We start from the raw sequence: 14,269 nt of genomic DNA on the forward strand, positions 1-14,269 counted from the left end.
CAGGGTCGGTGGTGGTTTGTTGGGTGTTAGAGCGATTCCATGAATTTAAGTACTTTCTGCCCAATAATTGCATGACCAGCATCATTCGGATGTACACCGTCGGTCATGTAAGTATTCTGAAATGCTGTGCTAAACGCTTTGAAATTAGAATGATGATACAAATCAAGCACTGGTAAGCTGTAATGCTTTGCATAACGAATCAACTCGTTTGCAATGTCTTCTAAGCTCACATCATCTACATTCGGAGTTGGATTTTCACCATAATTGGGGCGATTTACAGCTAAAGTCCCGCGCGGCAAAGGTGTAATAATTGCAACTTTGGCATTCGGGAACGCATTAAAAATATTAGTCAATGTGGTATTGATTGCGCCACTAACAGTTAAATTCGTCAGACTTAAAAACTCGCCCATTGGGTAAGGTTTATTTGCAGCATTTCGATTATCATTAATCACGCCAAAATCATTCGTCCCCATAAAAATAGTAATGTAATCAGGATTTTCGAGCGTGATTGTGTTCGCTGTTAAAGTTCGATCTCCGTAACCTGTTGAACTGATGCCGAGATTTTGAGTTGTCATACCGCCAACTGCTTCAACTACATAGTCGTGATAGCGTTTTGTAGCCCACGCGTTGTTTGAAGCAGTGATCGAGTCACCAATAAACACCCATTTCTTGTTTTTTAAAACAGACACATAGCCACTTGAACCACCACCTCCATTTTCTAATTCTTCAATTTTTTGATGAGCTAAATTATCTCGAATTGGAATAGAGGCAAGGTTGTCAATGACAAGCTCTGGATATTCTTCAATAATCAAAGTTGCTGAAATATCAAGAGAAAAGTTCGGCCAAACAGTATTAATACACGCTGATATCATGCCAGACGGTGCTGTGAACACTTTCGTGATTGAATCAATCTCAGCAAGTGTTACGAGTGTTTGAGCTTTTCCACCAAAAACGTCACTTGTTGCGCTTACAGATACAGTAACATAAGCAGCACGTAAGTCCGGTGCTTTAATTTTATATCGCTTGCCTGCGACAATGTCGAATCGTGCTATTTCACAACCCGCTGTTGATCGAATTGCCCCTGTGCTCGGCGCTACATTCAAGTTGTCATGAGAAGTTGTCGATAATACTGTACCAACATCATCATCTGGTATAACTTCTGATTTTTTAAATGCTTCTTTTGATAATAATTCAATTTCTATATGTGCTGACTCGTCATAAACATCGACGCCACGGATCTTTTTTACAACTTTAATTAGAGACACTCCCTCTTGAACAACTAGGGAGTTTCGAATATCAAAATTAAAATTCGGCCACACTGTATTCACAAATGCATACTTCATGCCGGTGGGCACGGTGAATGTTTTTATATTAGGGTCGGCGGTGCTATTTATGGTAGCAAGTGTGTTTTGCTTACCCCCAGATACTGTACTTGTTGTGCTGTAGCTCAAAATTAAATACGCAGGGCGAACATCTGTAGCGTACATTGCGTAGGTTTTACCTGCCTCAACAGCAAAAACACTTATTTCGTTACCAATGGCTCCTGAAATAAAGCCGTCAGCTGGTCGCACATAGAAACCTGAGGTGTTTACACCAGTATATAAATTAATTTGTGGCTCAATTTGTGCAAGTGAATCGCTATATGCTTTTGCTTGTGTCAGCGGATCATAAGCACTCTTTGTTAAAGCTGTTCCATTCCACTGGTATGTGCCGTTGTTTTCGCCATCATTGGTTACTTCTAACTTAGAGTTGATTGGATTATTGGCTTTATCGGCATCCATTTCAGCGTATGTTAAATACGCTTTATTGCCCACGCCTACAGCATTGACTTGATTCTGCAGCACTAGCTCAGCAGCCTTGGCGCGTGTGGTTTCTGCGCCAATCTTTGTATCTACTTCAATCTTGTTGTAAGTGGTAGCCTGCGGTGCTTTCAAACTAAGTTGCTCATCGACGTAACTTCGGCTTAGTGCCAGATTGTCCAGAATTTCTTCAAGATGGGTTTGAATGCTCTTACCATCACGCGCAAAGACAACGCCTGCAATCACACCCTGAAACACCCCCGGATTTGTTGATGCTAAGAGTGTGTCTGTATAGCCTTTTAAGGCATCAAATAACTGCTTTTCACGCACTTGCGCCAATTCATCATAATTAAAATCATGAGTACGGCGCCATTCGATTTCCTGTTTTAATCGAGCAAGAATTTTTGCATCTATAAGATTAGATTCTTGTAGTACCAGCCAGATTTTATCTAGGTCAAAGTTAATAGTTTCTGGTCGGAATGAATTGTCGTAACTTTTAAAGTTAGTCTCACGATCCATCTGAGTATCACGGGTAATCTCGACCAGATCCCCCTCGTTTGGTGGCGTACTAAAGACCACGGTATTACCTTGGATGCTATATGCACCCACCAGTGGAATTTCTTTATTCACCATCACAACCAGATCTTTTGGGTCTGGCAAATAGAATGTAATTTCAAATGTATTGCTTGATCCAGTTGCCCGGTATTCCTTGTATGGAACTTGTTCAGGTACAGACATAATGCCCCCTAATTTTCAAAATCTAAGGTGGCTTCAACAACACCACCGTTTGTTCTCCAATTAGGGCCTTCATTGACCTCGTTATTTCTGTGTATTTTACCTACGCGTTCCGGCTGGTCTACGATTGCACCTGCTGCTGAGTCCATGTAATCATCTGGTTGATTGGCCACGGCTGGATTCCATTCACGCATCTGTTTAGCTGCTGGTGCATCTTCTTCACTACCATCTGGATTGGCAACCACAAGGACAGAGATATGCGCCCAAAGCAGACCGGACATAAGCGGCCCTTCAAAACTTTCAAGAATGCGCTTATTCTTATTCTGTGATGCATGTCGTTCTTCCACACCACAGCGAAGTTTTCGCTTCTTCAAAGCTGCTTTAAGTGATGAACCAGCAAAACCACCAATACCATTGGTCTCAATCACAATCTTCGGAATATGAAATTCTTCAATCAGGTCACATAATTGCCATACCTGACCGCCAATAATTTCACCATTTTCATTGGTAATAATATCGGGGCCAGTCAAGGCAATCGATCTATGCCAATACTTGTTCCCCAGGTCGTCATGCAGAACCAATGCTGTAGATGAGATATCTGATTTAAGCTTACCGCTGGATGGATCCCACTTAGCAGACATTCCCACAATACGGCGTTCACCTAGCATCATGAAATATTCGCCATTGGCACGTTTTAGCACCGGCTCACAGTCATAGGCCAGAATCTTATCTGGATCAAGACGCACATCACCAATTGGCTTAGCATGCATCTGATACTGTGAATCCCATTCATTCAGGGTTTTACATTCTTCGCGACGGAATTCCATTTCTTCAGGTGTGAATCGTTCCTCCCAAAGCCCTTCAGAATAGAAATCCACCACATAGTTTGATTCAAGGAATGTAATTTCCCAGACATTTTTTAGCTTTCGGTATTCATAGTGCTCACCTTTATGCAGGTACTTTGCACCAACACCAATACCCGAGAAGCCATGAACAGGCTCAAAATCAAGTAAGACCTTCTGACCCTTTTGGGTATCCTCAAAACGTTTTTCATGCTCAAACATTTTGAGAATTAATTTATCTACCTTTCTTTGTTTTTTGATTTTTTCATAAAGTGAATCGTGGGTATGTGGTGTGCCGATCCAAAGCTTTTTTGCACCTGGTATGGCAATGTGTGTCTGCTCAGATAGTTTTTTCGGTAGCTTTTCACGTTGCTCCGGATTGGCTGTGGTCTGTGGTGTCTCAACGTCATCATTTTGAATGAAGTGCGCACGGTGGCCTGTGACACCTGAAAGAATGCCTTTGGCCAACATGGTACCGTATCGAACATCTAACGTGCCATTTACAAACCAGCGCTCAATCTCGCCCTGACGGATGCTGACATTATGATTATCAATACACAGCGGATGTTTTTCTAATACATCACGTGTGCCTTTTGAACACTTATATGCATCTGAATCAGTTGTTCCCTGGTGCAGAATCTGTGTATGTGGCCAGCAATAAATCACCCAGGCGTTAAACACATCCAGAATACTTGACTTGGAATGCCCACGCGGAAGCATAAGCAAGCCTGTACGACCTTTAAGATAGAATTCTTCAAGGAAAATACAGACCTGAACATGGAATAGCGGAACCTTCCAGCCTTGCAGCTCAGCCCAAAGCAGAAAGAACGCTAAGAATGAAATCTTTGGTTTGGTCATTAGCTAAGACGTTGTTTAAGTTTTGCGGCTGCTTCTTCGGCTTTTTTAATCAGTTGCTGCTCGTATTTCTCCTGTGTTGCTGCTGTTGCGCTAATTGGTGGGATCTTGCCGGATTTAACATCTAAAACACGTTGCAGGGTCGCCATAACGCCAGCTTGGTTTTTTACGATGCCATACAAAAAGGCTTTATCGCCACGCCCTACTTTTGTTGCAATGTTGGTGTCAATCGCAGCTTCCGCAGTGCTTACCATGTCGTCTGCAATTTCCTCAGAAAGTAATTTGATTCGCTCTATCTGGTCATCACGCATAAAAAAATCCCCCGTATATAAGCCATATATACAGAGGATCTAAAGCAGCTTTGTTGGGTGTTCTACTTTGGTAGTCATAGAATCTTAATGGTTTAGAAGGTATGCTGCCCGAGCAAATTTGCAAACTACAATAAGGGGTAATTCAAATGAAAACTTTAATTCTTGCTGCAATCTTAGCACTGCCTACAACTATGACTTTTGCTGGTTCATGTGACCATAGCTGGCAATCTGCAAAAGATGGTTCATCTTGTGGCGACCGTGCTGCTGACCGTCGCCCAGGTGGTAAATAATTCTTTCTATCAAAGAAAAGGGCTGCCTAATGCAGCCCTTTTCTTACAAACTTTATATTATGCAATAGCCTGTTCAGACCATCCGCCTTGTTTCTGGTGGGAAAAGCTAGCTTTCTTTTCGCCCATTTGCCGATCAAGATGCGCAATCTTGTCAAGCATGTTTCTAATATCACTACCTTTCTCAACACTACCCTTATACATAACTCGCAAAAGGCGGTCACTAGGTTTAGGGATTTTAGAGCGGTGAGTTTCCCAAGCTCGAACACTTGATTCAGAAACACCTAAAATTTCAGCTAAACCATTTTGGGAAAGATTCATTTCTTTGCGTAAAAAACGAACCTCTGCACCTGATAGACGAGGCTTATGAGTTACTAAGTTAATTCCAATCACACGATGTAAGCCTTCTACATCTTCAAAAGAAACAACCTTTCCATAGGGTGTGTCTTTTGCGATGTAACCATTTACCAACCAAACATCGCGTAAACCGCTTTCGGTGTAATGGTACATAATTAACCTCTAATTACCGTGATCACAATACTGTGATCCTTGGTTATATCATCGTAGTCCAGCACTACAACTACACTAATGACATCACCTGCTGAAATAACAGATAATTTCATTTTCCAAGATCCATTAGTTTCTCTATAAGGACCTTCTTCAAACTGACCATGCTCCATACAGCAAAGTATTTGAGAAGGTGTAATCTTTCTCTGCTTCATGCGCTTACGAGCATGATCAGTGTAAAACACCTTACTTGAATCTTTTGCTAACTCTCTAAGCTTTGACCTGGCAGCAGCTTCAGAGAGATCTGAAAACATTATTATATTGTCGGGTTGTTCCATATGCGCACCGTCAGTTTCTGACGGTATTATTGAATAATTAAAACGTTCATGCAATAGGTGAAAGTAAATTATTGTAATAAGACAAAGGCTGCAATTGCAGCCTTATTTTTATGATCGTTTCTTTCTACCTATAAAGGCTAAGATTGGCCAAAGAACAATTGCTAAAGCCAGAGCACCCATAAAATAAACAGTTAAAATCTTATTTACTATATAGTCCTGATCACCACTCATTAATAAAACTAGGGCAATAGGTCCGGCAAATAACGAATAAATATAAAAGTTTACTACCTTTTCCCATAGTTTTTTTATCACTCTATCACCTTCTCAAAATCTGGCATTTGGATATCTCCCCAGTCATCACCTAGCCAGCGCGTACGATCATGATCACGCTCAGCTTTACGTAAAAGTTTTTCTCTGTACCCCGGGGAGATAATATCTTGCATCTCATCAAATATCATTCGATTGGTTGCAGCTTTGGTGTACCAAAGGTTTTGACCAGGTATTTTATTTTTAGCAAATCGGAAAGCTTCGCTCTCCCAATTAGTTTCTACGCCATTTAATGCCTGTGTAGGATTGCCAACTGTTAAGGATAATATTGCAGAAAAGTCTGAACCAAATGGACCACTTAAAAAATCACCTGCATCACGCCCACTGGTATCAGTACCGGCAATTAAAATATCACCCAAAATTGGTAAGCCACCACCTGCCACAAAAGAACGCTTTAAGAAGTCGGAATCAATCCCTGCCGTGTACCACTTTTCGCCATCCCACATTTCTAATGGATCGTTACCATTGGCTAACTCTTTGAGCTGCACCACCAGTCCACCCAGCACGGTTGTCATAGCCACCAATGGAAGTGCATACCCTGCCTTTCCTTTCCACCCCCCTTTAGACAATGTGCGACTACCGTGACGCATTAGGAAGGATAAAGGGAAGGACTTGAACTGAGTGGTAAGACGCAAAACTTCCCCTCCCAAAGTTCCTCGCTTAGTACCACCTGTAACTTTTGTTTTCTCTCGTAAGCCTGCTTCAATGACGGCCATACCTTGCTCATCGAGTAGATGAGTTTGGAATTGGGTAGCTACTTCATCACGGATACGTTGTGGGTCACCGAAACCTTTTAATTTCTCATCTGGAATCGCATAAATTGCACGTGCAGACATAAGCTTTCGCCCCTTACGATCCACATGAGGCTCAGCCAATTGCATCACCTGCCAAGCACGCTCGTTTAAGCCTGTACCTTCAAGCAACTCCTTGTCATTCGCATGCAAATCATTCCATGCCTTATTGCGCGTCATATCCCCATATTTGGCCATGAGCATGGTGTCAAAGGCTACCTTACTGGCTCGGGTCAGTGCTTGCAGCCCCGATAAACGTAATACTTGATTCGCGATATTATTTGCACCGTTTGCAATCTTTGCAGCTCGACCATGCACACTACTTAAACCATCATCCGTCCAGCGAGAAATTGAGCCTGTAAGCTCCTCCACTCCAATGCCTAGATAATACCCAAACTCTCGATCCTCCTTGTTTTTGGGATTTAACTGACTCACCATCTCTCCAAAGGTTTTCCAGTAAGACAGTCCATGCACATGTGCTGTTTTGGCAATCATCGCCTGATCAGTAACAGATGAAAGTGTTGTACCCCCTAGCATTGCAGCGGTATTTATTGATCTATACGCCAGCCCAACATTCGCCCAAAATTCACTGCCGATATTGCTACCCGTGAAATCGTCGAACATGTCATCTATACGGCTTGCTGTTTCATCAACTTTACCGCTTGGGATATTTCTCTCATCCTTATCCTTACTGGTTGCAGCATCTTTTAATATTTTTAATGCCTCGCGTGGATTACTGCCAAAGGTTTCAACTAGAGCAATTTCTTTAGACATGCGTTCAATATTGCTATCAAGGATATCTATCAGTGGCATGTCACCAAACTCACTCTGCATTTCTATCCATGCATCCGCATCCTTCCAATGCAAAACACGGCTTTCAGCATGTCGATTAGTAACTTTTGAGTTGCCTGAATAGTTAGCCTTGCCAACTTCTATTTTATTTGCACCATCGCTTTTAATGGTTTTGTAGGATGCGGTTAATAACTCTACAAGCTCATCTTCAGTAAATGCTCGACCATCCTCATGAACCGCCTTGCTGCGGTCAAAGTTTTTTAAACCTAGTTCCAGCCACTTATCTAAGCCTTTCTCTAATGCTTTACCTGGACTCCATGAAGTCCATAAACCCCAATTTTCTAAAGTTCCAATATTTCCGCCATTACGATTAAAGCGATCCTTTAGGTCTGCTGCCACATCAGCAAAGTCGGCAGCATTTTTTTTAGCCGATGGATTTCCAGAATCCTCACCAAATGCCTCTTTGACAAAATCTTTAACATATTTTTTATCTTGGATTAAACCTAGTGAACCATCCACCTTGGAATATAAATCATGCAGCCGTCCTTTATACAAGGCTGATATGGCTTTCGATTTAGCACTAACTGATTGAATGCCAGACATATCCCCATGAAAAGCAATCATCCGATCCAGCGATTCCATAGAAGACAATTTATTATGGTTTAGAATGGTTTCTAGGTTTTTACTCTGCTTAATAATATCCATAGCAGCGATTTTGTTTTTACGCTTAACTTCAGCTTCAAGCATCTTTCCTACATGCTGACTGGCTTCTAAGGTCTTTTCATATTCGCTGAGATTACGCCATCGATCTATATCCTGACGAGCCAGATCAACCATGGCTTTTTTAATATTTGCATCAATATCAGCTGATTCATTTGCTTTTAATTTACGTCCAATTGCTGTTTCCACAGCCTGTATGCATTGTGGTTTCATAATAAAAATGCCCAGATAATTTCCATCATCTGAGCATTAATAAGAATAGGGTTTGTTGGGTAAGGATTTAAGCCCCATGACTCAAGAAGCAACGTGCAGCAGCTTCAGCGGCTACGCCTTGCTCTTGTGCTGCTTTTGCATCATTGTTTAATTCATCAATGTAATCCTTCAAAGTCATCGTAATTGCTTCAGGCTCTCCATTAGCACCTTCCCGACTTACAGAAATAGATTGATCTGGGTTTTCAAATGCCAGCTTAAGTGCCTCTTGCTCATCGGGCGAATCACCAAACAATGAACCCTGACGCGGATCGCCCATGGAATCAATTTCATCAATCCTGCTTTGGATGTTCTCACCAATGGCTTTTGTACTACGCTTGTTTTGATCAAAGACATTCAGGAAGTCACGCGCACCAGGTGAAAGCCCATCATCAATAAGCTGACCTTGATTGAGATAATCCGGTACGGTCTGGCCATTGGCTTTCAGATCACTGAGCTTTTGCGCTGCCTGTGCCAGATCCTTGGCCAAAGTGTTTTGATGGCGGCCACCCTGTTTCACCAGGCTATCCATTTGTGCCAATTGTGGTGCAGCACGTAACAAGGCATTCAATACAGTCTTGCTGTCATCATCCAGATTCTCAGCCATACGGCCAATCAGTGACGAATCATCATAAGCACGCTGCATGATGGCGGATTCAATACGGCGTTTCCCTTCCTGGCTTAAACGTCCGTCACCGGTAATCACTGTGCCCTGTTCTGACTTTGGCAATGACCCCACAAAACCGCGTACAAAGTCCATAGAGCCATCTAAATTAATTGAGCCATCATTGTTGATCTTCAGCAAAGAAGCATCAGGCAGACGATCTGAGTCGCTCACAGCACGTTCGGTTGCGGAGTACTGCGCCACATCGGCTTGATTGGCAAGTTGAGTAAATTGCACACGGTCAGTATCAGTTAAACGTGTCCGGACTAAAACAGGATTATTGATACCCGCTATATCAATGCCGCGCTCTGCTGCATACTGATCGAGGAATGCCCGATATTCTTCAGCACGGCCCGATTCATAAGCCTTTGCAATAGCCAGCGTACGTCCGTTGCCAGACTCAACCACATTATCCATGCTGATAATGGGAGCGCCATTAGATAACATGTTTGACTCACCTAACCATTCAGGCTTCAAGTTCTCAGCCATACGTTCAATCTGCTGGCGTGACGCTTCCCGGGTACGGTCACGCGGTTGTAGTTCAGATGGATAAAGTGGATTTACCCCATAGGCCAGATCATTAGATGCGATTAATTCATCCAGTGATTTAATTTCATCAGCAAACTGATAAGTACTACCATCCATGCCGGTTGCAGTGGAAATATTATTACCAGTGTAATTTTTATATTTACCAGTACCGATAAAATCCTTTACACGATTGACGTAATTAATGGTTTCTTGCGCTTTGGGTTTACCATTTTTCTGCATGGCCTTACCATTTACAAAGCCACCATTGTAGTGAGCAGCCAATACCAAAGGGTCTTTGGTTTTATACTGCTGTGACATTTCCCGGACAAGATACAGCGCCATTTCAGTAGCGTGTTCAGGATTATTAACATCCCATTTCTTTTTATAGTTACGCTCAAGCCCTGCTTTGGTGTCAGGCATGATTTGCATGATCGACTGCGCACCCACCGGTGATACTTGCCAGTTATGCGATTTCTCACCAGCACGACGAATTGAAAGCAATAGCGGTACCGCCCAATCCATATCCATTTCTTTGGCTTTTGAATGCAACATGGAATCCAGGCGCGGATCATCATAACGAATCTTACTGTATTCACTTGGTGCAATACGTACAGGCTTCTGCTTTTCCTCACCCTTTACTGGATGCACCACGTTTACCGGTCGACCCATACGGATTGCTTCAACTGAAGAATCCAAGTTTTTTAAATGGTTGTTGTGTTGGATCGGATCGGCTGGGTTTACTGGAGCGAGAGTTTCCTCAAACTCCATTTCATTAAGCAATAGGGTTGCCCGTCGCAAGTCGTTTAATGTCTCTAAATGTTCTGGGGTGGCATCTGACACATTGAGAAAACGTGAAGCACCACGTGCAGCACCGAAGAAAGCCATATTAATTAGCACATCAGTCGCCACACTTTCGCCTGTGATTTCGTACTTTTTTGCCTGCTTGTCGTAGCCTTCCGATTTAAGGATGCCACCTGATGCTGCCTGTCCACCAATAGATATACCTGAAGCCAAGCCTGTGGATACTATGCCATCTCGAATAAGGCCGCTATACCCCTTCCAACCAAATGATGCCGGGATAGCAGTAGACACACTAGCAACGGCAGCATCCACACCAGCTACTTTCATTGCTGTTTCAGAATCAACACCTTTGTGTACCAACTCCTCATAACTGTAAACACCCTCTGATGCACCAGTAGTCGCTGCCGCACCAAGTGGACCTGCAACAAGGCCGCCACCAATAGCACGAGTCAACATATCAGATGCACTAAACAGGAAATTACCAACGGCGCCGGAGTTCTCTGCATCTTCTAGCTGCTCAATCTCCATGACTAATTGACTGCGGCGATCCTTGTTTTTAGCCTCATGCACCTCTGTGAATGATGGTTCACGTACATCTAAGGAGCCTTCAAGCCCACCATCCAAAGTATCTTTAATACTGTATTCCAGATGGTCTTTAACTCGCTCAAACGGCTTTACGGCTGTGTCTGCTAGCTTTACACCACCAGCTACAATACCGCGAGGAATAGCGCTAGGTGCACCATCAAACAGACCAACTTCCTTTTTCACCTGAGATTTATGCTGGATGCCTCCGGCATTCAGTTCATCGACCTGCTTCTGGTCTTCAGGTGAGTATTCAGATAACCAGTTACTCATTACTTGGTGACTCCGTCCGGCATGTTGAGATAGAACATTGGCTTACCACGTTCATCAATTAGGGAATAGCGAATTACACCATTCGGCCCTCTTGCAGCTTCACGACGCAAGCGCAGATCACGCACTTCGCTTTCCGACATCTTGTACTTCTGAGCAATCGCAGCAAAGCGTGTATCCAAGATGGCTTCAAAGCGTTCATCTTTCATGCCGTATGGTTTAGATACTTTCCATTTGACCTGAGTTCCACCACTCTTACTTCCGTATTTCAAGTCTTGCTCATATACACCACCGGTAGCCATGCTTAGAGCTGTGTTAGCTAAGGAGGTGTCAATGTCTTTATTGTCTTTGTGCTGGTAATTATTACGCTCAGTTAAATGCGCGTAGATCGATTTAAATGCATCAAATGTCATATTTGCTGTACCCCCTGACACTGTATTTCCAACATACTTGGCAAATTCAGATCGGAGCAAATCATCGCCAGGCATGATCATCTGTTTATTTTTCAGCGCCTGTGTGCCTGATATGATTGAGGCTGCAACATCTTCGCCGTTTTCAGAGCGGTAATTATTAGCACGCGCCACACCAGCCATAAGATAGGAATTATCATCACCGCCTAATTGCTTAATCGTGGCAGCCCAAATTTGATTACCCTTTGGCACACCTTTGGATTCAGAAATAAGACTGCCAATGAAGTCTAATTTTTGATTCACTCCCATATCGTAGAAGGCTTGCTTTGCGGCAGGCAGATCCTCCATTGAAATAGGTTTGACCTTGAGATTGTCATCATCTAGTGCAAACTGTCTCACCCCATTTTCAAAGACCTTTACAGCAAATGATTGAGGGTTGGATTTCAGCTCAACCGCATTCAGGCTATGCGCTTCCAAGCCAGCTTCTCGGACGGCCTGATTTGGATTTTCAGTTAGGGTAGCTTTCTTTTTGTTATAAATGGATTCATATACAGAAAGAATCTTTCCCTCAAGCACAGCATTAGATGTTTTGCTATTCGCCATCAATGCCTTTTGCTCATTAATCCCCTTGAGCTGCTCGGGCGTTGATAAGTTTGCGAAGCGTTGAAACCTATTTGACTGCGATTTATAGAAATTAAATTTGTCCTCTTGTGTTGTTCCCTTGAAAGAGTTTTCCATCTCATTGAGGTAGTCGCTGTCTAACGCACGACCAGTCATTACTTGAGCCTCAAGTTCGCTCATCAGCTTACCTGATAGTTGCTCACGCTCTTTATTTTTGACTTCATGGTATTTCTCAATTGATTCAATGCGACTCTGTGCCTGTGCTTTCTTCTGCTGTACTTGTGGACCGTCGATATAGCCGTATTTACCGCTATCCATATCTGTGATTAGTGCTTGCAGATCTGCAGTATTCTTACTCTCAATTGCTGCAGTAATACGCCCTTCGATATCCAGCACATCACGTGTGGATTCATAGCCATAAATACGTGCCTGTTTTTCTGCTTCGGACAGATTCAATGTGGCCAGATTTGATTCAAGATACTCACGGCCAGCTTTGCGATCCATACGTGTGCCGATCTCAGTCACACGGTCAGCCAGTACAGTGTCTTTCTTAGAATCTGCGCTTAATTGCAAAGGCAGGAATGCAGTAGCATTGCGGCTAACATTACTGGACCAGTGCTGACTTAATGCCTGGTGAGCATGTCCGGGCAGCTCACCTTCCATATCTTTGAAACGCTTTTCAGACCATTGCTGTAATGTTTTATTGGCTACATCTGCATTCATTGCGCCGTTGGCCACATCGTTTTTAAGCAATGTAACCTGCTCTGATAGCTCGGTGGTCAGTACATCATCTAGCTTAACTTTGGCTTCTTTCTCTGCCAGATCATTATGATAAAGCTCTGCACGTTTGGCAGATACATCGGCTTCATCAGATTTTCGTCTGCGTTCATCAATGATGCCGTCAATTGTCTTACCAATACTTCCGAGTCCGGTCATCGGCGTATGCTGCTGCATCACTGGTCGAGACACATCCCGACCTTGAGATTTTGGAATTAACGCCATTATTTCCACCCTCCTGTTGATGCTGCACCCATAAAGTCAGAGGCGGCTTGCATCGCATAATTGTTACGTTGCATTTTGCCCTGCATGCGAACCTGTTTAGCCTGATAACCTGCATCCGAAATATTGAGTGATGCGTTATAGGCTGCATCAGAAATATGCTCGTCCTGAAGCATTGCTGCTGCACCCAAGTCAACGTTCACACCATTTTCCGCAGCCTGTGCACGCGCCGTTGAAGCATTACTTTTGCCTTGCCGCTTCATTTTTTCGGCTTCTGCACGTGCGACTGAGTTGATAGTTTTAGCATTACCTTTGGACACAGCATCCGCCATTTGAGCATTTGCCATGTTTTGAACGCCTTGCATGATTCCGCCTGGATTGCACATGATTAGACCTCCATTTCCAGAACATAGCCGACCAGTTCAAAGCCTAGAGATTCATACAGCTTCACAGTACGTTCAGCATAAATGCCGGTGATGGTACCGACTTGAATACGATCTGCTTTATTCATCTCTGCCCATACTTTAAATGTTTCAATCAGATCACTGGCTGCACCTGATTTACGATATTCAGGCAGGACATAAAGCCCCTGCTCATAAGCAAGTTTCTGGCCTGTTCGCCAATCAATATCAATCGCACCGATCAATGTACCTACCGGATTCGAGTACTCGTCTATCACGATCAAGATGGACTCAAGCTCATTAATCAAATGCGTAAATACATTTCTAGCGCGCTTCTCATCAAAGCCCTGCTTTTTAAACCGTGGTGATTCATTGGTCAGACGCTTGCCCCAGTCAACAAGCGTGTCTAAATCTTCTAGTGTTGCTGCACGTACAAGCAT

At 43.3% G+C, this 14,269-nt stretch carries 12 protein-coding genes; 1 reads left to right on the forward strand and 11 read right to left on the reverse strand.

Features of this window, described 5'->3' with window-relative positions; genetic code table 11:
- Positions 1 to 26 precede the first annotated feature (26 nt).
- From GVV58_RS01345 to GVV58_RS01355, 3 genes are read right to left on the reverse strand one after another with little or no spacing between them, the layout of a single operon-like run.
- Positions 27 to 2,537, reverse strand: a complete 2,511-nt coding sequence (locus GVV58_RS01345) for an SGNH/GDSL hydrolase family protein (RefSeq protein ID WP_159515817.1) — start codon at positions 2,535 to 2,537, stop codon at positions 27 to 29.
- Between the two features lie 8 nt (positions 2,538 to 2,545).
- A complete protein-coding gene (gene terL / locus GVV58_RS01350; RefSeq protein ID WP_159515818.1) occupies positions 2,546 to 4,234 on the reverse strand; it encodes a phage terminase large subunit in 1,689 nt (562 codons plus the stop codon).
- Positions 4,234 to 4,542, reverse strand: coding sequence for a hypothetical protein (locus GVV58_RS01355; RefSeq protein ID WP_159515819.1), 309 nt, complete (start codon positions 4,540 to 4,542; stop codon positions 4,234 to 4,236). Before GVV58_RS01355 ends, terL begins: the two co-directional genes overlap by 1 nt.
- A gap of 146 nt (positions 4,543 to 4,688) precedes the next feature.
- On the opposite strand from GVV58_RS01355, the gene GVV58_RS15415 reads away from it, so the two are divergent.
- On the forward strand, positions 4,689 to 4,832 hold the full coding sequence (locus GVV58_RS15415; RefSeq protein ID WP_171066772.1) for a hypothetical protein: 144 nt from the start codon (positions 4,689 to 4,691) through the stop codon (positions 4,830 to 4,832).
- A gap of 57 nt (positions 4,833 to 4,889) precedes the next feature.
- On the opposite strand, the gene GVV58_RS01360 is transcribed toward GVV58_RS15415, so the two are convergent.
- From GVV58_RS01360 to GVV58_RS01395, 8 genes are all read right to left on the reverse strand, one after another.
- Positions 4,890 to 5,339 (reverse strand): helix-turn-helix domain-containing protein, encoded by a 450-nt coding sequence (locus tag GVV58_RS01360; RefSeq protein WP_159515820.1) that lies wholly within the window; start codon positions 5,337 to 5,339, stop codon positions 4,890 to 4,892.
- Between the two features lie 2 nt (positions 5,340 to 5,341).
- Positions 5,342 to 5,674, reverse strand: coding sequence for a DUF4258 domain-containing protein (locus tag GVV58_RS01365; RefSeq protein ID WP_159515821.1), 333 nt, complete (start codon positions 5,672 to 5,674; stop codon positions 5,342 to 5,344).
- Positions 5,675 to 5,782: 108 nt separating this feature from the next.
- Positions 5,783 to 5,986 carry a hypothetical protein gene (locus tag GVV58_RS01370; RefSeq protein ID WP_171502616.1) on the reverse strand — a complete coding sequence of 68 codons (204 nt, stop codon included), beginning with the start codon at positions 5,984 to 5,986 and terminating at the stop codon, positions 5,783 to 5,785.
- Complete coding sequence (locus GVV58_RS01375; RefSeq protein WP_159515822.1) at positions 5,983 to 8,517, reverse strand: hypothetical protein; 2,535 nt, start codon at positions 8,515 to 8,517, stop codon at positions 5,983 to 5,985. Before GVV58_RS01375 ends, GVV58_RS01370 begins: the two co-directional genes overlap by 4 nt.
- Positions 8,518 to 8,584: 67 nt before the next feature.
- The gene (locus GVV58_RS01380; RefSeq protein WP_159515823.1) at positions 8,585 to 11,401 is read right to left on the reverse strand and encodes a transglycosylase SLT domain-containing protein; all 2,817 of its coding nucleotides are present in this window, start codon (positions 11,399 to 11,401) and stop codon (positions 8,585 to 8,587) included.
- Positions 11,401 to 13,431, reverse strand: coding sequence for a methyl-coenzyme M reductase (locus GVV58_RS01385; RefSeq protein WP_159515824.1), 2,031 nt, complete (start codon positions 13,429 to 13,431; stop codon positions 11,401 to 11,403). Before GVV58_RS01385 ends, GVV58_RS01380 begins: the two co-directional genes overlap by 1 nt.
- Positions 13,431 to 13,814: a hypothetical protein gene (locus GVV58_RS01390; protein ID WP_159515825.1), complete on the reverse strand. Its 384-nt coding sequence runs from the start codon at positions 13,812 to 13,814 to the stop codon at positions 13,431 to 13,433. Before GVV58_RS01390 ends, GVV58_RS01385 begins: the two co-directional genes overlap by 1 nt.
- 2 nt (positions 13,815 to 13,816) lie before the next feature.
- Positions 13,817 to 14,269 (reverse strand): GNAT family N-acetyltransferase, encoded by a 453-nt coding sequence (locus GVV58_RS01395; protein ID WP_159515826.1) that lies wholly within the window; start codon positions 14,267 to 14,269, stop codon positions 13,817 to 13,819.

Origin of the sequence: Acinetobacter sp. 18QD2AZ41W, assembly GCF_009829025.1 — a bacterium.
Taxonomy (GTDB): domain Bacteria; phylum Pseudomonadota; class Gammaproteobacteria; order Pseudomonadales; family Moraxellaceae; genus Acinetobacter; species Acinetobacter pseudolwoffii.

Bases quoted from the DNA above. Each gene is read 5' to 3' on its own strand.
- GVV58_RS01345 (WP_159515817.1), bottom strand. From the start codon at position 2,537: ATGTCTGTACCTGAACAAGTTCCATACAAGGAATACCGGGCAACTGGA.
- terL (WP_159515818.1), bottom strand. From the start codon at position 4,234: ATGACCAAACCAAAGATTTCATTCTTAGCGTTCTTTCTGCTTTGGGCT.
- GVV58_RS01355 (WP_159515819.1), bottom strand. From the start codon at position 4,542: ATGCGTGATGACCAGATAGAGCGAATCAAATTACTTTCTGAGGAAATT.
- GVV58_RS15415 (WP_171066772.1), top strand. From the start codon at position 4,689: ATGAAAACTTTAATTCTTGCTGCAATCTTAGCACTGCCTACAACTATG.
- GVV58_RS01360 (WP_159515820.1), bottom strand. From the start codon at position 5,339: ATGTACCATTACACCGAAAGCGGTTTACGCGATGTTTGGTTGGTAAAT.
- GVV58_RS01365 (WP_159515821.1), bottom strand. From the start codon at position 5,674: ATGGAACAACCCGACAATATAATAATGTTTTCAGATCTCTCTGAAGCT.
- GVV58_RS01375 (WP_159515822.1), bottom strand. From the start codon at position 8,517: ATGAAACCACAATGCATACAGGCTGTGGAAACAGCAATTGGACGTAAA.
- GVV58_RS01380 (WP_159515823.1), bottom strand. From the start codon at position 11,401: ATGAGTAACTGGTTATCTGAATACTCACCTGAAGACCAGAAGCAGGTC.
- GVV58_RS01385 (WP_159515824.1), bottom strand. From the start codon at position 13,431: ATGGCGTTAATTCCAAAATCTCAAGGTCGGGATGTGTCTCGACCAGTG.
- GVV58_RS01390 (WP_159515825.1), bottom strand. From the start codon at position 13,814: ATGTGCAATCCAGGCGGAATCATGCAAGGCGTTCAAAACATGGCAAAT.
- GVV58_RS01395 (WP_159515826.1), bottom strand. From the start codon at position 14,269: ATGCTTGTACGTGCAGCAACACTAGAAGATTTAGACACGCTTGTTGAC.